The 24,599-nt window shown below is 68.9% G+C and carries 25 protein-coding genes and 2 riboswitches; of the genes, 8 read left to right on the top strand and 17 right to left on the bottom strand.

What is annotated here, in order from left to right:
• Positions 1-15: 15 nt before the first annotated feature.
• Positions 16-1,113 carry a neprosin family prolyl endopeptidase gene (locus CHC09_RS27330; protein ID WP_239138605.1) on the bottom strand — a complete coding sequence of 366 codons (1,098 nt, stop codon included), beginning with the start codon at positions 1,111-1,113 and terminating at the stop codon, positions 16-18.
• A gap of 348 nt (positions 1,114-1,461) precedes the next feature.
• On the opposite strand from CHC09_RS27330, the gene CHC09_RS27325 reads away from it, so the two are divergent.
• Both CHC09_RS27325 and CHC09_RS27320 read left to right on the top strand, forming a co-directional pair.
• A complete protein-coding gene (locus CHC09_RS27325) occupies positions 1,462-1,932 on the top strand; it encodes a cysteine dioxygenase (RefSeq protein WP_089296066.1) in 471 nt (156 codons plus the stop codon).
• Positions 1,929-2,351 carry a rhodanese-like domain-containing protein gene (locus CHC09_RS27320; RefSeq protein ID WP_089296107.1) on the top strand — a complete coding sequence of 141 codons (423 nt, stop codon included), beginning with the start codon at positions 1,929-1,931 and terminating at the stop codon, positions 2,349-2,351. Before CHC09_RS27325 ends, CHC09_RS27320 begins: the two co-directional genes overlap by 4 nt.
• Here the strand turns inward: CHC09_RS27320 and CHC09_RS27315 are convergent.
• Positions 2,332-3,048 (bottom strand): TetR/AcrR family transcriptional regulator, encoded by a 717-nt coding sequence (locus CHC09_RS27315; protein WP_089296065.1) that lies wholly within the window; start codon positions 3,046-3,048, stop codon positions 2,332-2,334. The genes CHC09_RS27320 and CHC09_RS27315 overlap by 20 nt on opposite strands.
• A 51-nt stretch (positions 3,049-3,099) precedes the next feature.
• On the opposite strand from CHC09_RS27315, the gene CHC09_RS27310 reads away from it, so the two are divergent.
• Positions 3,100-4,779, top strand: coding sequence for an MFS transporter (locus tag CHC09_RS27310; RefSeq protein ID WP_089296106.1), 1,680 nt, complete (start codon positions 3,100-3,102; stop codon positions 4,777-4,779).
• Here CHC09_RS27310 and CHC09_RS27305 read toward each other — a convergent pair.
• From CHC09_RS27305 to CHC09_RS27295, 3 genes are all read right to left on the bottom strand, one after another.
• The gene (locus CHC09_RS27305) at positions 4,767-5,327 is read right to left on the bottom strand and encodes a hypothetical protein (protein ID WP_089296064.1); all 561 of its coding nucleotides are present in this window, start codon (positions 5,325-5,327) and stop codon (positions 4,767-4,769) included. The genes CHC09_RS27310 and CHC09_RS27305 overlap by 13 nt on opposite strands.
• Positions 5,328-5,415: 88 nt before the next feature.
• Positions 5,416-5,784, bottom strand: a complete 369-nt coding sequence (locus CHC09_RS27300) for a hypothetical protein (RefSeq protein ID WP_089296063.1) — start codon at positions 5,782-5,784, stop codon at positions 5,416-5,418.
• Positions 5,785-5,849: 65 nt separating this feature from the next.
• The gene (locus tag CHC09_RS27295; RefSeq protein WP_089296062.1) at positions 5,850-6,461 is read right to left on the bottom strand and encodes a TetR/AcrR family transcriptional regulator; all 612 of its coding nucleotides are present in this window, start codon (positions 6,459-6,461) and stop codon (positions 5,850-5,852) included.
• A gap of 187 nt (positions 6,462-6,648) precedes the next feature.
• Here CHC09_RS27295 and CHC09_RS27290 point away from each other — a divergent pair, with 187 nt between their 5' ends.
• Positions 6,649-7,545, top strand: coding sequence for an ABC transporter permease (locus CHC09_RS27290; protein ID WP_089296061.1), 897 nt, complete (start codon positions 6,649-6,651; stop codon positions 7,543-7,545).
• The gene (locus tag CHC09_RS27285) at positions 7,538-8,311 is read left to right on the top strand and encodes an ABC transporter ATP-binding protein (protein WP_089296060.1); all 774 of its coding nucleotides are present in this window, start codon (positions 7,538-7,540) and stop codon (positions 8,309-8,311) included. Before CHC09_RS27290 ends, CHC09_RS27285 begins: the two co-directional genes overlap by 8 nt.
• A gap of 70 nt (positions 8,312-8,381) precedes the next feature.
• On the opposite strand, the gene CHC09_RS27280 is transcribed toward CHC09_RS27285, so the two are convergent.
• Positions 8,382-9,392, bottom strand: coding sequence for a coiled-coil domain-containing protein (locus CHC09_RS27280; protein WP_239138606.1), 1,011 nt, complete (start codon positions 9,390-9,392; stop codon positions 8,382-8,384).
• A gap of 36 nt (positions 9,393-9,428) precedes the next feature.
• A riboswitch (cyclic di-AMP (ydaO/yuaA leader) is annotated at positions 9,429-9,565 on the bottom strand.
• Between the two features lie 207 nt (positions 9,566-9,772).
• Positions 9,773-9,903, top strand: a riboswitch (cyclic di-AMP (ydaO/yuaA leader).
• Positions 9,904-9,908: 5 nt separating this feature from the next.
• On the opposite strand from CHC09_RS27280, the gene CHC09_RS27275 reads away from it, so the two are divergent.
• Positions 9,909-10,943 carry a coiled-coil domain-containing protein gene (locus CHC09_RS27275; protein WP_089296058.1) on the top strand — a complete coding sequence of 345 codons (1,035 nt, stop codon included), beginning with the start codon at positions 9,909-9,911 and terminating at the stop codon, positions 10,941-10,943.
• Between the two features lie 75 nt (positions 10,944-11,018).
• Here CHC09_RS27275 and CHC09_RS27270 read toward each other — a convergent pair whose 3' ends face one another.
• The 4 genes from CHC09_RS27270 to CHC09_RS27255 form a co-directional block, all read right to left on the bottom strand.
• The gene (locus CHC09_RS27270; RefSeq protein WP_089296057.1) at positions 11,019-13,388 is read right to left on the bottom strand and encodes a glycoside hydrolase family 65 protein; all 2,370 of its coding nucleotides are present in this window, start codon (positions 13,386-13,388) and stop codon (positions 11,019-11,021) included.
• A 14-nt stretch (positions 13,389-13,402) separates the two neighbouring features.
• Positions 13,403-14,143, bottom strand: a complete 741-nt coding sequence (locus tag CHC09_RS27265; protein ID WP_089296056.1) for an HAD family hydrolase — start codon at positions 14,141-14,143, stop codon at positions 13,403-13,405.
• A 98-nt stretch (positions 14,144-14,241) separates the two neighbouring features.
• A complete protein-coding gene (locus CHC09_RS27260; protein ID WP_089296055.1) occupies positions 14,242-14,718 on the bottom strand; it encodes an ATP-binding protein in 477 nt (158 codons plus the stop codon).
• A 96-nt stretch (positions 14,719-14,814) separates the two neighbouring features.
• Complete coding sequence (locus CHC09_RS27255; RefSeq protein WP_089296054.1) at positions 14,815-16,104, bottom strand: ABC transporter ATP-binding protein; 1,290 nt, start codon at positions 16,102-16,104, stop codon at positions 14,815-14,817.
• Between the two features lie 361 nt (positions 16,105-16,465).
• Here CHC09_RS27255 and CHC09_RS27250 point away from each other — a divergent pair, with 361 nt between their 5' ends.
• Positions 16,466-16,669, top strand: coding sequence for a PspC domain-containing protein (locus tag CHC09_RS27250; protein WP_089296053.1), 204 nt, complete (start codon positions 16,466-16,468; stop codon positions 16,667-16,669).
• Between the two features lie 676 nt (positions 16,670-17,345).
• Here the strand turns inward: CHC09_RS27250 and CHC09_RS27245 are convergent.
• From CHC09_RS27245 to pdxH, 7 genes are all read right to left on the bottom strand, one after another.
• Positions 17,346-18,029, bottom strand: coding sequence for a DUF4230 domain-containing protein (locus CHC09_RS27245; protein WP_239138607.1), 684 nt, complete (start codon positions 18,027-18,029; stop codon positions 17,346-17,348).
• 244 nt (positions 18,030-18,273) lie between these two features.
• A complete protein-coding gene (locus tag CHC09_RS27240) occupies positions 18,274-19,449 on the bottom strand; it encodes an acyl-CoA dehydrogenase family protein (RefSeq protein ID WP_089296051.1) in 1,176 nt (391 codons plus the stop codon).
• A gap of 23 nt (positions 19,450-19,472) precedes the next feature.
• Complete coding sequence (locus CHC09_RS27235) at positions 19,473-19,769, bottom strand: type II toxin-antitoxin system VapB family antitoxin (protein WP_089296050.1); 297 nt, start codon at positions 19,767-19,769, stop codon at positions 19,473-19,475.
• Between the two features lie 60 nt (positions 19,770-19,829).
• Positions 19,830-20,447 (bottom strand): nitroreductase family protein, encoded by a 618-nt coding sequence (locus CHC09_RS27230; RefSeq protein ID WP_089296105.1) that lies wholly within the window; start codon positions 20,445-20,447, stop codon positions 19,830-19,832.
• Positions 20,447-21,364: an aldose 1-epimerase family protein gene (locus tag CHC09_RS27225; protein ID WP_089296049.1), complete on the bottom strand. Its 918-nt coding sequence runs from the start codon at positions 21,362-21,364 to the stop codon at positions 20,447-20,449. The genes CHC09_RS27230 and CHC09_RS27225 overlap by 1 nt, the downstream gene beginning before the upstream one ends.
• A 10-nt stretch (positions 21,365-21,374) precedes the next feature.
• A complete protein-coding gene (locus CHC09_RS27220) occupies positions 21,375-22,631 on the bottom strand; it encodes an MFS transporter (RefSeq protein ID WP_089296104.1) in 1,257 nt (418 codons plus the stop codon).
• A 32-nt stretch (positions 22,632-22,663) separates the two neighbouring features.
• Positions 22,664-23,317 carry a pyridoxamine 5'-phosphate oxidase gene (gene pdxH, locus CHC09_RS27215; RefSeq protein WP_089296048.1) on the bottom strand — a complete coding sequence of 218 codons (654 nt, stop codon included), beginning with the start codon at positions 23,315-23,317 and terminating at the stop codon, positions 22,664-22,666.
• 166 nt (positions 23,318-23,483) lie between these two features.
• Here pdxH and CHC09_RS27210 point away from each other — a divergent pair, with 166 nt between their 5' ends.
• Positions 23,484-24,590, top strand: coding sequence for a citrate synthase 2 (locus CHC09_RS27210; protein ID WP_089296047.1), 1,107 nt, complete (start codon positions 23,484-23,486; stop codon positions 24,588-24,590).
• Positions 24,591-24,599 lie beyond the last annotated feature (9 nt).

The following is a 24,599-nucleotide window of genomic DNA, read 5'->3' as shown; positions in this document are numbered from 1 at the left end:
GCAGCGGCATCGCGATCAGGCGTCCGGCTGCTCCTTGCATTTCTCCGGGCCATTACTGCCGGGACCGCCGTAGCGGAACGTCCGCGAGCTCATCCCGTAAATGCCGTAGGCCACGCTGTCGCCCTCCAGGGAGAACTCCGGGGTGGGACCGTTGAGGTAGGCCACGCTGCCGAGCCGGGCGGCGGCGGTGTTCTCCAGCCTCCCGCACTTGCCGCTGCCCATCTGGCTCAACGGCAGCACGGTACTGGGAGGGGTGGCCACCTCGCCGAAGACCTGGACCAGGCCGGACTTGGTGAACGTCGGCTTGGTCCAGAGACTGGCCGGGTAGTAGCCGACCCACTCGGTGTCGTACGCGATCCACCAGGCGTTGTTGGTGAACTGGATGCCGAACCGCTTCTGCTGGTCCACCGCCAGCGTGAATCCGGGGATGACGGTCTTGCTGTACTGCACGAAGCCGCAGCCGTTGTAACAGGTCGGCTGATCGTTGACCCAGTGGTAGACGAACAGGTGCGGGTCGTCGTCGCCGTTCACCACCCGGTCCACGTTCCACCCGACCTCGACGGTCTGGTCGCCGTCCTCGCTCCGCACGGCCAGCTCGGCAAGAGTGTGGAACTCACTCTTGTCGAGGATCGGCTTGTGGATCGTCAGGTTGACGTAGGCGCCATCCGAGACGGCGTACTGCCTGGCGGTGTTGTAGAAGAAGTTCGCCTTCGGGCCGGAGCTCGCCGAAGCGGACGGCTCGGCCGACGGGTCCGGCGGCACCGCGTTGGCGCTCGTCGGCCGCCGGTGGCCGGACTTGCTGCTGTCGCCCTTGGGGGCGTACTCCTCCTCGGGCGTGCCGTCGTCGCCCTCCGCCGGCCCGGCGACGCTGAGGCCGGCGGCCTTGAGCGACTTGCTGTCGGCGCCGTCCCTGCCCCGCTTGACCCGCTGGGGTCTGTCGCCCCACGGAAGCGTGGCCGGCGGCTTGAGGAGGGGGGCGGTGGCGGCAGTGGCCGGAACGGGCGCGTCCGGAATCTGCTCGGCCCCGGCCTCGAGGGTGGAGGCGACTCCGATCGCACCGATCACCGCAACAGTGAGGCCGGCGGCGAGCAGACCGCGGCGTGACTTCAACACGTGTCCGTCCTCGTTCATCGGGGGGCATCGGGGGACGCCGACCAGGCCTCCTCCGGCAACCGGCCCACCATATAGCGTTCTCAATTGCCCAGGGACGTGCTGACCAGCAACTCTGCCGTAACGGCTGACGGGAACGGTCCCTCTGGTGATCGATTGTCCACTCTGGTCGACGCAGCGTGTTCGCGCCATTGCGGATCGCAGTTTTTCGCGCACCTCGCGAAAGAAGCAAACTCGGTGAAGCCTCTTTCGGGTGACCCGCCGGTTCCGGGAAACCGCCCCGAGCGTCCCACTTCTGTGGTAAAACCTATCTCGCCGATAGGTTATATATGGCCTCACCGAGGAGTTCGCATGCCCGCCACCGCCCTCCGACTCGACCACCTCGCCATCGCCCGGCAGTTCGCGAGCGCTCCGGAGGACTGGGTGGTTCCGCCCCGATTCGATCCGGTCGAGCGGTGGTACCACCGGCTGGCGGCCACCGAGGATCATGAGGTCTGGTTGCTCACCTGGCTTCCGGGGCAGCAGACCGACCTGCACGACCACGGCGGTTCGGCCGGCGCCTTCCACGTCTTCAGCGGCACCCTCACCGAGGACACCGTGAACGGCCCCGCGCACGCGCCCCGGGTCGTGACGCGCGACCTGGGCGAGGGGGCCGGCCGCCGGTTCGGCACCCACCACGTGCACCGCATCGTCAACCGCGGCGTCGACCCGGCGATCAGCGTGCACGTCTACGGACCGGCGCTGACCACCATGACCAGGTACCGCCTGAGCCCGGCCGGCCTCCAGGTGCTCACCGTCGACCGGGCCGGTGCCCAGTGGTGACCGCGGCCCCGCCCGGCTCGAAAGGCATCGCCGACCTCCTCGCCGAGGCCCGCGCCCGGCTGGACCGGCTGGACCCGCTGCGGGCCGACGCCGCGATCCGCGACGGTGCGGTCCTGGTCGACATCCGCCCGGCCGCCCAGCGCGCCGAGCACGGCGAGATCCCCGGCGCGCTGATCATCGAGCGCAACGTGCTGGAGTGGCGCCTCGACCCGCGCAGCGACGCCCGGCTGCCGTTCGCGAACCGCTACGACCTCCCGGTGATCGTCACCTGCCAGGAGGGCTACACCAGCAGCCTGGCCGCGGCCGCGCTGCAGGACCTCGGTCTGCACCGGGCCACCGACCTGGCCGGCGGTTTCGCCGCCTGGGCGGCCGCCGGGCTGCCCACCAGCGGCGGGACCGTCACTCCGGCGATCGGCTGACGTATCTCCCGAGCCCGTCGATCAGCAGGTCGAGCCCGAACTCGAAACGCTCCTCGGAAGTACCCGCCGTCATCGCGCCGGAGAACCCGCTCAGATAGGGGAACCGGTCCGCCGGAAGATCCGCGAAGTACACCCCGAGCTCATTCCTGGCCCGCAGCTCCGCCTCCGCTTTCGGCAGGCCGAGATGGCCCATCTGGGCCCGCCAGAGGGACGCCTCGTAGGCGTCCGCGGTCACATAGAGGAAGATCCGCTCATTCGCCCACGCACCCAGGTGCGGCGGCATCCCACCCTTGATCGTCAGGCCGAGCATCCACTCGGAGGCGCGCAGCGCGTTCGGCCCGTTCGGGATCATGGCCAGCGCGACCCGGGCCAGGTCATTGTGGGCCAGCAGGATCTGATGCGTGTTCCGCATCAGCTCCTTGACCTGCTGCTGCCAGCGCTCCGGCTCGTGCGGCGGCAACTCGATCTCGCCGCAGATCCGGTCGAACATCAGGCGCAACAGCTCGTCCTTGTTGGCCACGTGCGCGTAGAGGCTGGACGGGCCGGTGTCGAACTCGGCGGCGACCCTGCGCATGCTGACCGCGTCGATGCCCTCCGCGTCCGAGATCCGCAGCGCGGCGTCGATGATCTGCTCACGGTCCAGCGGCACCCGGGCGATCTTCCGGTCGGGCAGCGGCTGCCAGGGGGTGGTCTTCATCAACGACTAATCTAGTTGACACGAACAGTGTTCGCCAGTAGAACGGTGTTCGTGACAACGAACAGTGTTCAGACAGAGACGGCGCCTGAGACCGCGCCCTATCGCTATAGATGGGTCGCGCTCTTCGTGATCCTCGCGGTCGAGGTGATGGACCTGCTCGACGCGCTGGTCACCACGATCGCGGGTCCAGCCATCCGCGAGGAGCTGGGTGGGTCGTACAGCCTGATCCAGTGGCTCGGCGCGGCCTACACCCTCGCCATGGCCATCGGCCTGCTCACCGGCGGTCGCCTGGGCGACATCTACGGCCGTCGCCGGATGTTCCTGGTCGGCGCGGCCGGCTTCACCCTGGCCTCGCTGGCCTGCGCGCTGGCCCCGACGCCCGGCTTCCTGGTCGGCGCGCGGGCGGTGCAGGGCCTGTTCGGGGCGCTGATGCTGCCCCAGGGCCTGGGCATGCTGCGGGAGATGTTCGGCCCCGCCGAGCGGGCCAAGGCGTTCGGCGCGTTCGGGCCGGTGATGGGCCTCGCCTCGGTGGGTGGCCCGATCCTGGCCGGCTGGCTCGTCGACGCGGACTACTTCGGCGCCGGCTGGCGGATGATCTTCTTCATCAACCTGCCGCTGGGCGTCTTCGCCGTGTTCGGCGCCCTCCGGTTCCTGCCCGAGTCCCGCCTGGAGCGGGCGCCGCGGCTCGACTGGCTCGGCGTGCTGTTCGCCGCCGGCGGCGCGTTCCTGCTGCTCTTCCCGCTGGTTCAGGGCCGCGAGCTGGACTGGCCGATCTGGACGTTCGCGATGCTGGCGCTCGGTGTGGTGGCGTTCGGCCTCTTCGCGGCCTATGAGGGTTCCCGCGACAAGCGCGGCCTCGACCCGCTGGTCACCCCGAGCCTGTTCCGCAAACGGGCGTTCACCGGTGGTCTGGCGCTGGGCCTGATGTTCTTCGCCTCGCTGATCGGCACCGGCCTGGTCTTCACCTTCTACCTGCAGATCGGGCTGGGCTACTCGCCGCTCAAGGCCGGCCTGACCACCCTGCCGCAGGCGCTGGGCATGGTGGCCGGTTTCATCGTGGCCGGCGCCGGGCTGGCCGAGAAGCTCGGCCGCGTGCTGCTCCAGATCGGCACCGGGGTGATGATCCTCGGGACCGTGATCTTCGCCGGCACCGTGCACCTGGCCGGGGCGGACATCACGCCGTGGCACATGATCCCGGCGCTGCTGCTGCTCGGCATCGGCATGGGCCTGGCGATGGCGCCGTTCTTCAGCATCGTGCTGGCCGGCGTCGACGACGAGGAGAGCGGCTCGGCGTCCGGGGCGATCACCTCGGTGCAGCAGCTCGGCGGCGCGTTCGGCATCGCGGTGCTCGGCACGATCTTCTTCGCGCTGTTGCCCGGGGCGGTCGGGCGTCACCTGGACACCTCGGCCGGCGAGCTGCGGGCCGCGCTGACCACGGCCGGCGTGCCGGCCGACGCGCAACCGGCGGTGGTCACCGGGCTACGGACCTGCCTGACCGACCGGGTCGCCGAGACGAACCCGGACGTCGAGCCGCCGTCCTGCCGCTCCTCCTCGTCCGACCAGGCGGGCGGTTCCGAGTTGGCGGCCTACGCGAAGGAGCAGATCCGGGCCGGGTTCGAGGACACCACCGTCCGTACGGCCGCGCTCTCCCTGCTGCTCCTGCTCGCCGCCCTCGGGCTGACCCTCCTGCTGCCCCGCCAGGGCAAGCCGGAGGACGCTCACTCCGGGTAGACGACTCCCGAGCGCCCGCTGTACAGATGCCGGGTGCCGTCGAGCTCGTAACCAGAGTTGGGCGCGTCCAGCCACACGATGTAGGGCGCGCCCGGAATCAGCCCGGTGATCGTGGTGCTGATCGTGCAGCCGGTGCCGGCCGGGACGTCCTTCCAGGCCGGCTCCGGCTGTGCGCCGCTGACCAGCTCCTGCGGGACGGCGGTGACCCGGTAGTTCGAGTCGTACTGCGGGGGCCACTCCACCTTGAAACCGCCGGCGATCGGTGTCACCACGACCGGGATCAGCGCCTTGCCGGTCGCCGGCCAGGCCTTCGTACAGCTCGGGTATGGGGAAACCTGCGAAGCGGAGACACTCGCCGAGGAGCGGGCACCGCGGGACACGGTCGGGCTGGGGGTCGGGCTGCCCGAGATGAGCAGCGACCAGGTGTCACCCGGGCTCGGCGCGGTCGTGGTGGCGGTGCCCTGCTTGTCGCTACCGGTCCCGCTCCCGCAGCCGCCGGCCGCGAGAAGGCACGCGGCCAGCGCCGTCACGGTTCCGACGTGCCGCATCCCGCGCCCCCTTCGCCGCCCGGTGCTGATCTACCGTTCGGCCGCCGCCATCCAGGGCTTAGCGCCAAGCGGCGGCAAGGACCGTCGACTACTCCGGGAGCAGGCGGTGGCCGGCCATCTCGAGCTCGCCCTCGCGCAGCACGGTGACCGGGGTGTGCAGGCCGGAGGAGGCGTCGTGCAGCACGACCGCGTCGCCGACGACGCGGTAGGTGCCGCTGGGGCGCTTGCGGCGGCCGGCGACCTCACCGGCGTACGTCCCATCCGTCCGCAGGTGCAGCTTGACCGCGCCGTCCGGGCTGCGCCAGGCACCCACCAACGCCGCCTCGGCCGACGCCCGCGGGCGCCGCGGCACCGGCCCGGGCTCGGCATCGGCCGAACGGCCCATGACGATGGCAAGCATCGCGGCGGCGTCCAGGACCATGGCGTCGACGTTGGCGGCGTTGGAGGAGGAGGGCATGCCCTCTTCATTCGGCTCGCGCCTCGACCGGTCTCAGGAAACCCTGAGTTGCCGAACAGGTGCTTTTACTTCGACTTCGCGGAGCCGCCCCGCAGCGAGCCCAGCACCGCTGCCGCCAGCTTCTCCAGGTAGTCGCCGTCGATCGGCTGCCGGGAGACGGCCAGCCGCCAGTACAGCGGACCGAGGATCAGATCGACCGCGACATCCGCGTCGGTCCCTTCGGGCAGCTCACCCCGGGCGATCGCCTGGCCGACCAGCTTCTCCCCCACCGACTGCTGGTGGAGGCGCAGCACCCGTTGCAGCGTCTCCGCGATCTGCGGGTTCCGCGCGGCCTCGGCCATCAGGTCAGGGATGATCTGCGAAGCGACCCGATGCTGCAACGCCCGGCTGACGATCATCATCAACAGGTCGAGATCGTCCGCGAAGCTGCCGGTATCCGGGACTGGCACCTTCCGCCCGGCGACATCGGTGATGATCTCCAGTACCATCTCAAGCTTGTTGCTCCAGCGCCGATAGATCGCCGTTTTGCCGACTCCGGCACGGCGGGCCACGGCCTCGATGGAGAGTCGGCCGTAACCGACCTCCGCCAGCTCACTCATAACCGCGTTACGGATCGCCACGGTGATGTCATTTCGGAGCACCGCCGCTCCGGCTGGTGCGCGCTTCACTGTCGCCACCGGGTCACTATAGCGCTACGACGTAACGGTTGCGTTCCGCCGCATCGTCGGATACCGTTCCTTTCACGTCGATACGAACCCGTTCCATCGGCGTCGGCGGACGCCTGTCATGCTGCTACCTGTGTCTGAAGGCAAGTCACCGGAGTCCGCCGCCTCGTACCGGCCGACGAGATCGGAGCACCACTCCATGCCAGAGACAGCGGTTGCCGATGCCGCTACCGGCGTTTCCCCCAGGGAACTGGCCCGGCGGCACGGCCTGACATCCTCCGGGCGACTGCTCGGACCCGTGGAGTACTCCCGCCAGCTGTGGGGATACCGGCACTTCATCGGCGCACACGCCAGGGCCAAGACCGCCTCCGCACTGGGCACCACGAATCTGGGCACGCTGTGGCAGGTCCTCACGCCGGCGATCAACGCGCTGGTGTACTACATCATCTTCGGTGTCGTGATCGGCACCGGTGGCGGCATGAAGAACTTCATCCCGTACCTGTGCATCGGCGTCTTCGTCTTCGGATTCACCCAGACGACGGTTTCTCAGGGCATGAACGCGATCACCAGCAACCTGGGCCTGATCCGCGCGCTGCACTTCCCCCGTGCCAGCCTGCCGCTGTCGGTCGCCCTGGTGGAGATCCGGAACTTCATCACCGCGATGGGTGTCCTGGTGGTCATCGTGCTCATCAGCGGTGAGCCGATCACCCTGGAATGGCTGCTGATCCTCCCGATCATGCTGCTGCAGATGCTGTTCAACATGGGCATGGCCCTGGGCGGCGCCCGGCTCGGCTCCAAGATGCGCGACATCAAGCAGCTGATCCCGTTCATCATGCGGTTCTGGATGTACGGCTCGGCGGTGCTCTACCCGGTGACCCGGTTCACCGACCACCTGCAGGGCTGGAAGCTGCACCTGGTCGAGGCGAACCCGATGCTGGTCTTCATCGAGCTGTACCGGCACGCGCTGATGGAGGACATCCAGCTGGCCGGCAGCCCCCGCCTGCTCTGGACCGAGGCGATCATCTGGGCCGCTGTCATCAGTGTCGGCGGTTTCCTCTACTTCTGGCGCGGAGAGAAGGGTTACGGCCGTGGCTGACAACGAGCGCGTCCCCACCGTCATCGCCGACGATGCCCACATCATCTACAAGATCGTCGGCGCGATCGGAACCAACCAGAACAGCCCGCTCTCCGCGTTCAAGCGGGTCCTCACCCGCACCAACTCGGCGAACATCCGCGAGGTGCACGCGGTGAAGGGCGTCAGCTTCGTCGCCTACCGGGGCGAGGCGATCGGCCTGATCGGCAGCAACGGCTCGGGCAAGTCGACCCTGCTGCGCGCGGTCGCCGGCCTGCTGCCGGTGGCCAAGGGCGCGATCTTCGCGGCCGGCCAGCCCTCGTTGCTGGGCGTGAACGCGGCCCTGATGGCCGACCTCTCCGGCGAGCGCAACGTCGAGCTGGGCTGCCTGGCCATGGGCATGTCGCCGAGCGAGGTCAAGGCGCGCACGAAGGAAATCATCGACTTCTCCGGGATCAACGAGCGGGGCGACTTCGCGTCGCTGCCGATGCGGACCTACTCCTCCGGCATGGGCGCCCGGCTGCGCTTCTCGATCGCCGCCGCGAAGCAGCACGACGTGCTGCTCATCGACGAGGCGCTGGCGACCGGTGACGCGAAGTTCCGCCGCCGCAGCGAGGCGCGGGTCCGGGAACTGCGGGCCCAGGCCGGCACGGTGTTCCTGGTCAGCCACAGCGAGCAGACCATCCGGGACACCTGCGAGCGGGCCATCTGGCTGGAGTCCGGCTCGATCCGGGCGGACGGCCCGACCGAGGACGTACTCAAGGAGTACGAGACCTTCTCGAAGAAGTAACGCTGAGACCATGCGAAGAAGCCCGGGCCGATTTCGGCCCGGGCTTCTTCCATTGCGTCCGTACGACCGGTCAGGTCACCGACAGGTGCACGTGGTTCGTGTGGTCCGTCGACGGCGTGCCACCGGCACCGCTGTACGCCTTCCAACCACTGCTCGGCAGCCAGATCCGTTTGAACCAGATCACGTAGAGCACGCCGAGCGTGTCCGCGTTCTTGATGAAGTAGTTCGACAGATCGTTGCCGTACGTCTTGCTGCTGCCCGTGGCCACCCCGCCGAAACCGTTCTTGTCGGAGGCGAAGTCACAGGCCCGGCCCTTCGGGTGCTCCCCGCTGTTCTGATGCCGGAAACAGGCGACGTATCGGGTGAAGCCGTCCTTCTGTGCCTGCTTCAGCGCGAACTCGAGCCGCGGGGTGATGCAGCCCGTGGTGGTCGGGTCGTCCTCGGTGCAGCCTCCGGTCAGGCTGCCGGACGGCTTGTCGGCGCTCGCACTGCCGCCACCGGAGCTGCCCGAGTCGTCGCCCGAGTCGGCGCCCTGGTTCGCGTCCTTGAGCGCCTGCTCCGCCTGGGCCTTGCGCTTGGCCATCACGTTGACCTGTCGGTTCTGGTCGCGGATGGTCGCGTCGATCCCGGCCTTGGCCTTCCGCTGATTGTCCCGAGTGGTCCTGAGATCGGCGATCGCCTGGTTCTGCCGTTCCGCCACGGTGGTCAGCAGCTGGGCGCGGTCCAGGAAGCCGGCCGAGGTGTCCGCGGTGAGCAGCGCGCTCAGCGGCCCGAGACGACCCATCGTGTACGCCTGCGCGGCGTACTGGTTCAGCGCCTTCTGCTGCGGGCCGATGGCCGCGTCGAGCTTCGTCAGCTCGGTGGCGAGCTTGGCCTGCTGCGTCTTGGACGTCTGCAGTTTCGCCTTGGCCGTCACATAGCCCTTGGAGGCCTCGTCCAGCTTGTCGAGCAGGGACTTGGAACCGCCCTCACCGTCGTCGCCGGATTCTCCCGGAGCGGCCAGGGGCCGGGGAGCCGCGACCGCCGGCGTGGCGACACCGGTGATCCCACATGCGGCGACCAGCAGCGCGAGTACAGCCACCCACCGTCGCCGCGCAGTCACATACTGCACTGGCAAATTTCCTTCCGTCGGCCGCCGGCCGGGTTAGCTGACGGGTTCGGGACGAAGGAAATCCCTACCGCGGATGCGGATTCACCCCGGAAGAAATGTGGTTCCCCGGCTCGCTCGTTGTTGCGATTAGGCGGCGGTTCCTGGCAGGAACCGGAACCGACCATACCCACTCGATCGAAGAATCGACAGTTCTCGTACTCTTCGCGACGGACCGATCACAAGTCGTGACGCAATTACGGAAAGTCATTGCAGGGTAACGATTTTGACGGTTTCCGGGACCCTGATGTGGGGTGATATCTCAGGTAAACTAGCCGCCGGTCCTGCCAGGACGGCACCGCCCCCGAGTTGCCGGCAGGCCGCCGCCCAATCGTCGAAAGGCGAGCCGGGGAACCAGGTAGTTGGGGTGAATCCGCATTTTGCGGTAGGGGTACTTCCGTCCCGAACCCGTCAGCTAACTCGGTCGGCGGTGACTAGGAAGGATTGTTGATGACCGCACGTCCCCGCCGGTGGCTGATGCTTGCCCTGGCGCCGCTCGTGGCCACCACGTTGTTAGTGGCCCCGGTCACGCCGGCCAACGCCGCACCCAGCGGCACCTCGTCGACCCCCGCGGAGGGCGACGCAGAAGACGACCTTTCCGCACAGCTCGAGGCGACCAACCGGCGGTTCGTCAACGCCAAGGCCGCCTACGCGACCTCGACGAAGAACCAGAAGGCACTGAAGGCCCAGAAGCTGCAGGCCGAGAAGCGCCGTGACGCGCTGGTCCCGGAGGTCAACGCGATCGCCCGCCAGCAGTACGAGTTCGGCAGCCTGAACACGCTGAGCTTCCTGCTCCAGGCCAACGACTCCTCGGACTTCATCCAGAAAGCGGTCTCCCTGGAGGAGATCAACAAGCTTCACGACGCGAAGCTGAACGAGCTGAACACCGCGCTCGCGACGATCAACGACAGCGCGGCCAAGCTCGAGGCCGAGGTCAAGAACGCGCAGAAGCAGCTGACGATCCAGCAGAAGCAGCACGACTCTGCCGAGGACCAGCTCGAGCTGCTCGGCGGCGGCACCGGCATCAACAAGACCATCACCAACGGCTTCGTCGACGCGGTCTCCAAGAAGGCGTCCCAGGCCCCGCGCAACTCCGACGGCAGCTTCTCCCCGGAGTCGTGCAACCAGGACGACCCGACCACCGGCGGCTGCGTCACCAAGCGCACGCTGCACCTCTACCAGGAGACGAAGAAGGCCGGCTTCAACCGCTTCGTCGGCTGCCACCGTGACGGCGGGCCGTTCGAGCACCCCAAGGGCCGGGCCTGCGACTGGTCCCTGCAGAAGAGCGGCTTCTCGTCGGCGCACAACGACGACATGATGAGGTACGGCAACGACCTCACCGCGTTCCTGGTGCGCAACGCCGACCAGCTCGGCATCTACTACGTGATCTGGTACAAGCAGATCTGGTTCCCCGCGACCAACAACTGGCACGCGTACCACGGTCCGAGTGACCACACCGACCACGTGCACGTGTCCTTGCTATAAGCCCCTGAACACCGGAAACGGCCCCCACTCGGATCGGCGGATTCGAGTGGGGGCCGTTTTCACGTCGTACCGGAATCAGGTGTGGGCGGCGGCCCGCCGCACCGGTGCGCGACCGGCCGGCTGGCTCGGCGACGGGCCGACCGCCCCGGCCGACGGGATCGGCATGGTCACCGGGCGCACCTGGGTGACCTCGATCTCCTTGCCGTGGTGCAGCAGGGTGAGCCGGGCCGACCCGCCACCGTTGCGCAGCGAGTAGGTGACCTCCTCGTCGGTGACGTTGACCCGCAGCCGCAGGCCCCGCCAGAGCAGCGAGAAGTCCAGGTTGTTGATCCGGTTGGGCAGCCGCGGCGCGAACGACAGCTGACCGTTGAAGTCCCGCATCCCGCCCAGGCCCGCGACCAGCGCGATCCAGGAGCCGGCCAGGGACGCTACGTGCACGCCGTCCCGGGCGTTCTGGTGCAGGTCGTGCAGGTCCATCAGGGCGGCCTCACCCAGATAGTCGTGGGCCAGCTCGAGATGCCCGGTCTCGGCCGCCATGACCGCCTGGATGCAGGCCGACAGCGAGGAGTCCCGGACGGTACGCGCGTCGTAGTACGCGAAGTTCCGGGCCTTCTCCTCCGGGGTGAACGCGTCACCTCGGATGTACATCGCCATCACCATGTCGGCCTGCTTGACCACCTGCTTGCGGTACAGATCGAAGTACGGGTAGTTCAGCAGCAGCGGGTAACCCTCCGGCGGGGTGTTCTCGAAGTCCCACTCCTGGAGCCGGGTGAAGCCCTCGCACTGCTGGTGAACGCCGATCTCCTTGTCGTACGGGATGTGCACGGCCGCCGCCGCGTCCCGCCAGGAGGCGGCCTCCTCGTCGTCGACCCCGAAGCGCCGGGCCAGATCCGGGTGGCGCTTGCAGGCATCCACCGCGGTCATCAGGTTCTGCTGCGCCATCAGGTTCGTGTAGATGTTGTCGTTCACCACCGCGGTGTACTCGTCCGGCCCGGTGACGCCGTCGATGTGGAACCGCCCGTGCCGGTCGTGGTGCCCCAGCGAGCGCCACAGCCGCGCGGTCTCCACCAGCAGCTCCAGGCCGACCTCACGCTCGAAGTCGAAGTCGCCGGTGGCCTGCACGTAACGACGGACCGCGTCGGCGATGTCCGCCGCGATGTGGAAGCCCGCGGTGCCGGCCGGCCAGTAACCGGAGCACTCCTGGCCGCGGATGGTCCGCCACGGGAACGCGGCACCCTGCAGGCCCAGCGTCTGCGCCCGCTCCCGGGCGAGGTTCAGCGTCGAGTGCCGCCAGCGCAGCACGTCGGCGGCCGCCGAGGGCTGGGTGTAGGTGAGCGCCGGCAGCACGAACGTCTCGGCGTCCCAGAACGTGTGGCCGTCGTAACCGGGGCCGGTGAGACCCTTCGACCCGATCGGGCGCTTCTCCGCGCGGGCGCCGGCCTGCAGCGTGTGGAAGAGGCCGAAGCGGACCGCCTGCTGCACCTCCGGGTCACCCTCGACACGCACGTCGGAGTGGTCCCAGAACGCGTCGAGGAACTCCTGCTGCTGCTGCACCAGGCCGTCCCAGCCGTCCAGCCGGGCGCTGGCCAGGGCGGCGCCGACCTGGTCGCGCAGGGCGGGCAGGGAGCGCATGCTGGACCAGCCGTACGCGGCCAGCTTGACCACCCGCAGCTTCTGCCCCGGCTCCAGCCGGCAGGCCACCGTGGTACGAAGCCAGTCGGCGTGCCCCTCGGTGGTGATCGCGTGCCGGCCCGGCGTCTCCACCAGGTGCTCCATGGCCGCGGCCATCCGCAGGTCACTGACCTTGGTGCGGTGCACCAACAGGCCGCCCGAGCGCTGCTCCAGCATCTCCTCGGCCTGCAGCGGCCGGTCCAGCACCGCGGCGACCCGCGGGTCCTTGCTCACCGGCGGCAGCTGCTCGTTCGCCACCAGCTCGGACTGCAGGATCAGCCGGGCCGCGCTGTCCAGCGGCTCCACCTCGTAGAGGAAGGCGACGACCGCCCGCTGGGTGAACGAGACCAGCCGCACCGTGCGCACCCGCACGCCCTGGCCGGACGGGGAGACCCACTCCACCACCCGTTCCAGGGTGCCGGCCCGCATGTCCAGGGAGCGCTCGTGGGAGCGGAGGTCGCCGTAGCGCACGTCGAATGGCTCATCGTTCACCAGCAGCCGCATGAGCTTGGCGTTGGTTACGTTAACCATGGTCTGACCGGACTCGGGGAAACCGTACCCGCCCTCGGCGTGCGGCAACGGCCGAAGCTCATAGAACGAGTTCAGATACGTACCGGGCAGGCCGTGCGGCTCGCCCTCGTCCAAGTTTCCGCGTATCCCGATGTGACCGTTCGAGAGTGCGAAAACCGACTCGGACTGGGCCAGCAGGTCCAGGTCCAGCCGGGTCTCCCGAATGTGCCAGGGGTCGACGGGGTAGGCCCGTTCACGGATCACGGTCGTGCCTCTTCTTATTGGTTGAGCAGTTCGGAAAGATCAGTGACTACGACGTCGGCGCCGTTCTCGCGCAGCGCGTCGGCTTGGCCGACCCGATCCACACCGATCACGACGCCGAAGCCGCCGGCCCGGCCGGCGGCCACGCCCGCCTGGGCGTCCTCGAAGACCGCGCAGCTCTCCGGTGGGAGGCCGAGCAGTTTCGCCCCGTGCAGGAAGGTGTCCGGCGCGGGCTTGCCGGGCAGGCCCAGCTCGCGGGCGACGACCCCGTCCACGCGGGCCTCGAGGAGGTCGGCGATACCGGCCGCCGCCAGGACGTCCTTGCAGTTGGCGCTCGCCGAGACGACCGCGCGGCGCAAGCCGGCGTCCTTCGCGGCCTTCAGGTACTCCACCGAGCCGGGGTAGACCTGGACCGCGCCCTCCTTGATCTTCTGGAGCACGAGAACGTTCTTGCGGTTGCCGACGCCGTTGACGGTGTCCTGGTCGGGATCGTCGTCGGGGGTGCCCTCGGGCAGGGTGATGCCACGGGAGGCGAGGAAGGTCCGGACGCCGTCGGCGCGTTGCCGGCCGTCGACATATCGGTGATAGTCAACCCTGGAATCGAACGGCACAAACTGTTGATCATGCCGCTGAGCCCACGATTCAAGAAACGTATCGAACGTTTGTTTCCACGCGGCACTGTGCACAAGGGCGGTATCTGTGAGCACGCCATCAAGATCAAAAAGGCAGGCGGTCACCTGGGAAGGAAGTCCGAGCACGCGCCCAATGTAGCCGCACCCGCGCCGGGACGAGAGGCGAAGGGCGGCTTCACATTTCATGGGTGTTTCATAAGCCGTTCAAGCTGCAGTTTCTGCCCTCAAACCAACGGGGCAAGATCAATTCGCAGGCCGATCGAGGTGCCGATCGGGCCGGTCGCGGTGGTCACCTCGTCGCACAGCCGGTGCGCCAGCCACAGCCCGCGCCCACCGATCTCGTCCGTACCGGGGAGGAGATGGCTGTCCTGATAGCCGTCCGGGATGCCCGGGCCGGAGTCGGTGACCACGCACCAGACCGAGCGACCCTCCCGTCGCAGCACGATCCGGCCGTGCCCACCGGCGTGCAGCACCACGTTCGTGATCACCTCGTTGACGGCGAGCACATAGCCGGAGAGGCGCTCACCCGTCACGCCGACCCCGGGTAGCAGGCGAGCCACCTCGTGCCGGAGCACGGTGATGTCGGCATGCCCGAAAGAGCGGTCCAGCAGGACCGGCTCGGCGGGCCGGGAAGTGACGGCATCGACCCTCGGCTCTCCGCCGGGAGCCGAGCGCACCGTCTGGCCGATCCTGTCCTCCACCGTCGTGCAGCCTACGCGTTGTGGCCGACCGGTGGCAGCAGGCAGCCGCGATCCCGCCCGGAAGTGGCGCTCTCCATCCACTGTTCCCGCCTCCGCTCAACGCCAGCCGACATCGATCCGATCGCCTCGCTCGTCGAAGAAGTGCAGGGCGTCCAGCTGCACCGTCACGGTGAGCGGATGCCCCGGGTTGACCGCCGGGTACGGCGCCAGCCGCACCGACAACTCGGCCGGCTTCCGGTGGTGCCGCCCCGGATCGTTGAGCAGGCTGACCGGGGCCCCCTTGGCGTCCGCCACCGGAGCCCGGTTGGTGAGCCGTTGCAGCGCGCCGCCGAGCCGCTTCAGGGTGCCCCCGGGAGCGGCCGGATCGGGGGCCGTGCCGGCGATCTCGTCGACCACGATCGCGGTCGCCCCGATGTCCAGGTAGGCCAGCGATTCGTGGCCGTGATGCTCCAGGTAGCGAATCCGGCCGTGCAGGACCGCCCCGGGGGTGTCCGGGGTGACCGGGGTGAGCGCCTCGGCCCGCATGCCGACCACGATCCGCTCGCCGTGGTAGCGCGCCACCGCCCGGGACCGCGGGTCGGACCAGGCCAGGTAGAGCGTCTGCTCACCGAAGTTGAGCGCGACGTAGCGATCCAGATGGACGTAGACCGAAGCCTCCAGCAGGTTCATCCGCGGGGAGCCGAGGAAGGCGGCGACGTAGAGGGTGGCCGGGCGGCGGTAGACCTCGGTCGGTGTGCCCAGGTCCTGCAGCACGCCACGACGCATGATCGCCACGCGGTCCGCCATGGTCAGCGCCTCGGCCTGGTCGTGCGTCACGTACATGGTGGTGACACCGAGTTCGCGGGTCATGCTGGTGATCTCGGCGCGCAGCTCGGCGCGCAGGCCGCTGTCCAGGTTGGAGAGGGGCTCGTCCATCAGGAAGATGCCCGGGCGGCGGACCATCGCTCTGCCCATCGCGACCCGTTGCCGCTGCCCGCCGGAGAGCTGACTGGGGCGGCGACCGAGCACCTCGCCGATCCCGAGCGCGCCGGCCACCGTGCCGACCCGATCCTGCCGCGGGCCGGGCTCGACGCCGGACAGCTTGAGCGGGAAGCCGATGTTGTCGGCGACGGTCATGTGCGGATAGAGCGCGAAATCCTGAAAGACCATGGCGATACTGCGGTCCCGCGGGGGCACGTCGAGTACCGGCTCACCGTTCAGCAGGATCTCCCCCTCGGTGGGGTCCTCCAATCCGGCGATCATGCGCAGCACGGTCGACTTCCCGCAGCCCGACGGGCCGAGAAGAACCATGAACTCGCCGTCCCGGACATCGAGGGACACCCGGTCCACGGCGAGCGTGCCATCTGGCCAAATCTTGGTGACGTCCTTGAGCGCGACGGTGGACACCGTCAACCTCCCCCATCGACTGTGATCCCGATCCCACGACGGTCGGCGATCGGTTAATGACTCTGCGAGCGGTGTCGATGCTTTGCCATCGGGTGAACGTGCCATTCGCGGATAGTGATCAATCAATTACCGAGATCCGAACTGTCACCCGCTTCGTGTGCACGTTCCCAGCAAAAAGCGACATTCAGCCAGGGGGTGTAAACCGCCTCAGTGGTTAACCGAGCGGGACATTCGGGTACGGGTCTCCCCTACGGGAGCTCTGTCGCTCACCTCCACCTGAGGAATGAGGGACGACCGCGCCGCCGTACCTACCGTCGAAGTGGTCCAGGGCAGAACGCCCCGGCCACCACCGAAGGAGTGGATGATCGTGACCCGCCCCCTCAAGTCACACACGCTTACCCGACCCCGCGACAACCGCATGATCGCTGGTGTCTGCGCCGGCCTGGCCCGTCGCTTCGGGCTTTCGACCGGCGTGGTCCGCTTGGCCTTCGTGCTCTCCTGCCTGCTCCCCGGCCCGCAGTTCGTCGTCTACCTGGTCCTCTGGGCGTTCCTGCCCAGCGAGTGACCGCACCGCCGACGCCGGCTGCGAATACCACGAGCCGCCATCAATTCGATCTTGGCAATGACTGCCGCTTGAACCCGGGTCGCCAAGATCGAAATGGCCTGAGCGACATGGTCACCGGAGCGGGGAAAGCCTTAAGCGAATCGGTATCTCCGCCGCGGATGAGTAATCCGTCGGTCATGCGGGCACATATCCGATAAGCGACAGCAGACAGGACGCCCGAGACTCCCGGCCGGGCGGAAGCCGGGCTGGCAATCCCGGCCGGGACCGACACCTTCCGGTACGCCCAAGGCCGTCGGCCGAGACGTACCGGAAGGCAGGTGCCGGGTGGGTGGCACCGCCACACCACCGGGCCAAAAACCGAATCGCGGCCCAGCCACCATCGGACCGCGATTCCCGGCGCCGCCGCCCTACCCCCGAGGGCGGCGGCGCCCCCGTCTACGGCGATCCCTCGCCGAAACGACCGGCCCCAGCGGCAGCGCTTCCGGTCCGCTCCGCGGAACGACCACTGGCCGCGACAATCCGCCCGCCGGAAACGATCGCCTCGGAGGCGGCACCCCCGCCCCACGAGGTCCGCTCCGCGGAAACGACCGCCCACACCGAGGGCGGCGAACCGTGTCCGCAGGCTCGCTCTTCGTTGGCGAGACCGGAAGCCGCTCGGCTTCCGGTCTCGACCTCGTCAGGGGGTGGTGAAGGTGACCTTGACTGACGTGTAGCCCAGACGAGAGAACAAGCTCTCCAACATCAGCTGCGTATTCTGCTGGGCTCGCTGGTCCAGGCCGCTGGACTTGGCGGCCTCCGTGATCTTCTGCTGGGCCGCCTGATACACCCGCTGCTGCTTCTCGGTATCACTGCGGAAGGCATCACCGATGCTGGTCAGCAGGCCACGATCCTCCTCGACGACGTAGCTCTTCGACATGTCGAGGGCGGCCGTCGACTGCTGCGGCGGAGGCAGCGTCAGCTCGATGGTCTTCTTCTCGTTGTCGACCTTGAGCGCGTCGCCACCGATGGCACTGAAATCGACGTAGGTCTCCACGGTGCCCGAGCCCACGAAGAGAATCCGTCGATTGACCAGGAAGTCCGGAATGTTCTCCTTGTTCTGCTGCAGATCGACGATCACCTGGAAGGTGCCGTCAGCAGCGACGTAACGATGCAGGTCACGCATGGATTGCAGCAGCACGGGCTGGCTGCGGTCGACGGCCTGATCGGAGAACGGGTTGTCGAAGGAGGGCAGCACGTTCAGCGCACGCAACCCGAAGCAGGACGCGACGAGCAGGGCGAAGACGAAGCCGATGAAGATCAGTAGCCGCGCGAAGAAGCTCGGCCTGTGCTCCGGAGCGACCGGCTCGGCCCCCTCGGGCACGGCCTGGTACTCCGCCGTCGGTTCGTCGACATCCGGTGAATGGGCCATGCCTCAACGGTACGGAGGGGGTACGACAATTCGCATCCTGAGACGCCCGAACAGGCAGACCACCACCGTTCACGGCATCGCCGGGATGCCGCGAACAACTTCCATGCGCACGCACACGCCGCTGCCGGAGAGAGCGGCCAGGCAAACCGCTCCCACACTTCGGCCGGCTTGCCGAGATCCGGCAAGCCCGAGAACACTAGGGAGAAAATGCGTTCAATCCGGTCAATTTCTGACCGATCGACAACTGGTGGATCTCCGAAGTCCCCTCGTACGTCAGCACGCTCTCCAGATTGCTGGCATGCCGCATCACCGGAAGCTCCCCGCGAATCCCGTTACCCCCGAGGATGGTCCGGCACTGCCGAGCGATCTTTATGGACTCCCGCACGTTGTTCAGCTTCCCGATGCTGACCTGCTCCGGCCGCAACGGCTTGCCCGTCGCATCCCGCAACCGGCCCAGATGCAGCGCGAGCAGGAAGCCCTTCTGCAGCTCCAGCGCCATGTCCGCGAGCTTGGCCTGGGTCAGCTGGAACCCGCTGATCGGCCGCCCGAACTGCTCCCGCGCGGAGGCGTAGTCGAGCGTCGCGTCCAAGCAGTCCCGGGCCGCGCCCAGCACTCCGAAGATGATGCTCAGCCGGGCCTCGGTCAGGCAGGAGAGCGGCGCCATCAGACTGCGCGCACCGGGCAGCCGGGCGCTCTCCGGCAGCCGAACACCGTCCAGCACCAGCTCACCGACGCGCGACGCACGCAGCGACATGTTGTGCCGGAATTCGCGGGTGGCGAACCCTGGAGTGTCGGTGGACACCACGAACCCGGCCACACCCTTCTCGGCCCGGGCCCAGATCACCGCGACGTCGGCGATCGGCGCGTTCAGAATCCAGGTCTTGACCCCGTCCAGCACCCAGTCGTCGCCGTCGCGACGGGCCCGGGTGGACATCCCGGTGGGGTCGGATCCGTGGTCCGGCTCGGCGAGGCCGAAACAGCCGATGACCCGCCCGGTGGCCAGCGCGGGTAACCAGTGGTCCTTCTGCTCGTCCGACCCGTACCGCCAGATCGCGTACATCACCAGGGAGCCCTGCACGGAGACCAGCGATCGGATGCCGGAGTCGGCGGCCTCCAACTCCATGCAGGCCAGGCCGTAGGCGACCATGGAGACGCCGGCGCATCCGTAGCCGGTCAGGTGCATGCCGAACAGGCCGGCCTTGCCCAGTTCCAGGGCCAGGTCCCGAATCGGGGGGTCGCTCGTCTCGTACCAGCCGGCCACGTCCGGGCGAACATGATCGGCCGCCACCTGGCGGCCCAGAGCACGCGCCGCGCGCTCGTCATCACTCAGTAGGTCGTCAAGATCCAGCAGGTCAAGCGGTCGAACAACCATGCATGTCAAATTAACGCCGAACGTCAGCCCTCTACTACCAATACGCGGGCGTGAATCTGATTGCGCTGCTGGAGCGCAGCGCGTAATGCACGGTGCAAACCGTCCTCGAGATAGAGGGCGCCCTTGTACTCCACGACGTGCGGGAAGAGATCACCGTAGAACGTCGAATCCTCGGCGAGCAGCTTGTCCAGCGCCAGCTCACGCTTCGTGGTGATCAGGTCGGCGAGCCGGATCGGCCGCGGCGGGATCTCCGCCCACGCCTTCAGCGTGGTGTGGTGATCGGGGTACGGGGCTCCGTCCCGGACCGCTTTGAAGATCACGGCGGCTGCCCCTTCCCCCTGCGAAACGTCGTTCGGTATGCCAGCGTAGCCGCAGGTTGGTCAAGCCCCCGCAGCCGAAGTCCACCGGCCATGATGCACCACATCGTCCACCGGACGATGGCCGCGCTTGAGTGACGGTGACCTTTTGTCGGTTCCCCGATAGCCGACGGAGAGCACTCCGACCGGGTTGAACTCGTCCGGCACACCGAACGCGGTCCGGAACGCCTGGACCCGGTCCGCCGGCACTCCGAAGAAGCACGAGCCCAGGTCCTCGTTCACCGCGGTCAGGTGCATCAGCAGCGCGGCGAACCCGGTGTCGATGTCCCAGTAGGGCACCGGCCAGCGCGCCTCGTCCCGGTCCGTCCAGCCCTTGTCGCTCTCGGCGTAACGGTCCAGATAGACCGATTTGTTGGAGAGCGCCACGATGATCAGCGGAGCGGTCCGCATCCGGCCGAGCCAGCCGCCCGGATCGCCGTCCGCGGAGGCGGTGCTGGTCCAGAACCGCTCGCGATCTTCGGCGGAGGTGAGGACCAGGAAGCTCCAGCCCTGCGAGAAACCCGCCGAGGGGGCGCGCAGCCCGTGCCGGACGATCTTGTCGACCAGCTCCGGCGGGATCGGGCGATCCGGGTCGTACCCCCGGATCATCCGGCGCCGGCGAACCACCTCGTCGAACTCCATCAGGCCCGGATCCCCCACGCCGTGGTCCAGGTCTCGCCCGGAGCCAGCACGATCAGGTCCCGGCCGGAGCGGAACGAGTCCGGCGGGCAGGTCATCGGCTCGATCGCGACGGACCGGCGGTGCCGCTCGCCGTGCAGTGTGTCGCCGGTGAAGATCTGCCAGTACTTGAACTTCTCGTCGGCCCAGAGGGTGATCCTCGTGTCCGAGTCCGGGTCGGCGAGGACGACCTCGGTCAGCCCGTCCGGGCCGAAGTCGATGTCGCCGAAGGTGGTGTCCAGGATCGCGGCGCCGATCCGGCGGGGCTCGGCGTAGTCGTACTCGCTACCGGCCACCTTGACCGCGCCGAGCGGCAGCAGCCGGGCGTCGGCGAGCAGCCGGGTCTTCGCCGGCACCTGGAGCACGGTGTCGTCCACCGAAACGCCGGGCAGGCGCAGGTACGGGTGCACCGAGTAACCCCACGGCGCGTCCGCGTCGCTGGTGTTGACGACCTCCTGCACGCTGCGCAGCCCCTCGGCCGAGACCGACCATCGGGTCCGCAGGCTGAGCGCCCACGGGTAACCGACCTGCGGCGGCAGGTCGTAGGCCAGCGTCACCGCGGAGGCGGCGTGCTCGACGGCCCGCCAGCGGGACCAGTTGACCAGGCCGTGGATGGCGTTGTGCCGGGCCGGCTCGGAGAGCGCGAGCTGGTACGTCTCGTCCTGGAAGGTGTACCGCCCGTCGCGAATGCGGTTGGGCCACGGGGCGAGAATCTGGCCGGCGGAGCCTGGGGAGATCTCGTCCGCGGCGAAGCCGTCGAGCAGCTCCACCCCACCGGACGAGAAGCCGCGCAGCGTGCCACCGACCTCGGCCAGCACGGCACGACGGCCGTCCGCCTCGATCGACCACTGAACCCCGGACTTCGCCGCTGTCTCTGTCATACCCGGGACACTATCGTTCGGCGTTCTCCTTGAGTTCCTGGACGGGCCGGTAGCGGAGCAGCGCCGGGAACGCCGCCGCGAGCACCAGGGCCAGCGCCGCCGCCAGGAGGCCGCCGCCCACCCAGGAGGTGCCGACGCCGGTGAACTGCGCGGTGGCGCCGGCCCGCAGGTCACCCAGCCGGGGACCGCCGGCCACCACCACGGTGAACACGCCTTGCAGCCGGCCGCGCAGCCGGTCCGGGGCGTACGTCTGCATGATCGTCTGCCGGTAGACCGCGCTGACCAGGTCGGCCGCGCCGGCCACGGCGAGCAGTACGACCATCAGCCACAGCTGGTGGGCCAGGCCGGAGAGGGCGATCGCCACTCCCCAGCCGACCACCGCGACGACCAGCGCGACGCCCTGGCGGCGGACCCGGCCGATCCAGCCGGAGGTGAGCCCGCCCAGCAGCGAGCCGATCGCGATCGCGCTGAACAGCCAGCCGACCGCGGCGCCGCCACCGAACCGGTCCTCGGCCACGGCCGGGAACAGCGCCCGGGGCATGGCGAACACCATGGCGATCAGGTCGATCGCGAAGGAGAGCAGCAGCACCGGCTGGGTGACCAGGAAGCTCAGGCCGGCGAGGATGCCCCGCAGGCCGGCCGTCGGCTTCTCGCCGGAGCCGTCGGGCTCGATCGGCGGGATGGCCGGCAGCCGCCAGGTGGCCCAGAACGCGACGGTGAACAGCAGCGCGTCGACCGCGTACGCCACCGGGACGCCGACGTCGGCGGACCAGACCCCCATGACCAGGCCGGCGGCCAACGGGCCGAGCACGCCGCCGGCCGTGGTGGTCGTGTAGTGCAGCGTGTTCGCGGACGGGACCAGCTCGGCCGGCACGATCCGCGGAACGATCGACTGCCGGGCCGGGGAGCTGATCGCGAAGCCCACCGACTGGAGCGCGGTCAGCGCCAGGAGCAGGTGCGGGCTCCGTACCCCCAGAATCGCCTGCGTCAGCAGGCCAAGCGTGACCACCCAGGTCAGCGCCGAGCTGGACAGCAGCAACCGGCGCCGGTCGACCACGTCGGCCACGGCGCCACCCCAGAGCCCGAAGATCAGCAGCGGGACCAGGCCGGCCACGCCGAGCAGGCCGACCCAGAACGGCGAGTGCGTGATGGCGAACATCTGCACCGGCACGGCCACCGCGGTGAACTGGAAGCCGAAGAACGACGCCCCGTTGCCGATCCACATCCGGCGGAAAGTCACCACCCGCAGCGGGGTGGTGTCGATCATCCAGGACTTCTTCCTCCGGTCCTCGAGCACGCTCACGGGGCCAGTCTCTCGATGATCCAGTCCCCGCCGACCAGGCGGTAGCGGAGCCGATCGTGCAGCCGGTTGCCGCGACCCTGCCAGAACTCGACGGTCGCCGGGCACACCCGCAGGCCGCCCCAGTGCGGCGGGGCCGGCACCGGCCCGTCGCCGAACCGCTTCGCCGCGGCTTCCAGGCCCGCGTCGACCGCCTCCCGGCCGGGCAGCACCCGGGACTGCGGACTGGCCCAGGCGCCGAGCTGGGAGCCGCGCGGGCGGGAGGCGAAGTACTCCTCGGTCTCGGCCCGGGAGACCCGCTCGACCGATCCCGTCACGATCACCTGGCGCTGCATGGAAAACCAGGGAAAGACGAGGCTGGCGTACGGATTCTCAGCTGCCTCGACACCCTTCTGTGACTCATAATTGGTGAAAAATACGAAACCGGTGGAGTCGTACCCCTTCAGCAGTACCGTCCGGGCCGACGGGTGGCCGGCCGCGTCCGCGGTCGCCACGATCATGGCGTTCGGCTCGGGCACCCCGGCCACAGCGGCCTCGGCGAACCAGAGCCCGAACTGCGCGGCCCACTTCTCGGCCAGCGAACTCTCCAGCAACAGCCCGTGCTCGGTGTAGTCACGGCGCATCCCCGCGGGGGACGGCGGATCGGATGGCATCGGAGGTACTTCCTTTCGGCTGCAACGACGTTAAGTCCGCAACCGTCCGGTGTCAGTTGAACCAGGATGGGTGTCACCGAGAGCACAATCGCCACGGGTCGACCGTGCGGTTACCCGGCGGGCAAGATGAATCACTCACCGCAGCTCACGTCTCCCAGGGAGTGCCGTGTCCGACTTCAAGCCGGGACTCGAGGGCGTCACCGCGTTCGAGACCGAGATCGCCGAGCCCGACCGGGCCGGTGGCGCGCTGCGGTACCGCGGCGTCGACATCGAGGATCTGATCGGCCAGGTCTCCTTCGGCAACGTCTGGGGCCTGCTGGTGGACGGCCGGTTCGGGCCCGGGCTGCCGCCCGCCGAGCCGTTCCCGGTGCCGGTGCACTCCGGCGACATCCGGGTCGACGTGCAGTCCGCGGTCGCCATGCTGGCGCCGTACTGGGGGCTCGACCAGCTGCTCGACATCACCGACGAGCAGGCTCGCAAGGATCTCGCCCGGGTCTCGGTGACCGCGCTCTCCTTCGTCGCCCAGGCGGCCCGCGGGCTCGGCCTGCCGGCGGTGCCGCAGAAGGACATCGACAAGGCGGAGACCATCGTGGAGCGGTTCATGCGCCGGTGGCGCGGCGAGCCGGATCCGCGGCACGTCAAGGCCGTCGACGCGTACTTCATCTCCGCCGCCGAGCACGGCCTGAACGCCTCCACCTTCACCGCCCGGATCGTCGCCTCCACCGGCGCGGACGCGGCCGCCTGCATCTCCTCCGGGATCGGCGCGCTCTCCGGCCCGCTGCACGGCGGCGCGCCGACCCGGGTGCTGCACATGCTGGAGGCGGTCGAGCGCAGCGGTGACGCCGAGGGCTACGTGCGGGACGCCCTCGACCGCGGCGACCGGCTGATGGGTTTCGGTCACCGGGTCTACCGCGCCGAGGACCCACGGGCCCGGGTGCTCCGCCGGATCGCCAAGGAGCTGGGCGCTCCGCGTTTCGAGGTGGCCGCGGCCCTGGAGGCGGCCGCGCTGGCCGCGCTGCGCGAGCGCAAGCCGGGCCACGAGCTCTGGACCAACGTGGAGTTCTGGTCCGCGGTGGTGCTCGACTTCGCCGAGGTCCCGGCGCACATGTTCACCTCGATGTTCACCTGCGCCCGGGTGGCCGGGTGGAGCGCGCACATCCTGGAGCAGAAGCGGCTCGGCCGGATCCTGCGGCCCAGCCTGCGCTACCTGGGACCGGAGTCCCGCAAGCCCTCGCAGGTCGAGGGCTGGTCCCAACTCACGCATAATGTGTGACCGTCGCAG

The sequence above is a fragment of the Actinoplanes regularis genome (genome assembly GCF_900188005.1).
GTDB lineage: Bacteria > Actinomycetota > Actinomycetes > Mycobacteriales > Micromonosporaceae > Actinoplanes > Actinoplanes regularis.
Note: the sequence above shows the minus strand (reverse complement) of the source record. Positions and strands in the feature narration are given on the sequence as shown.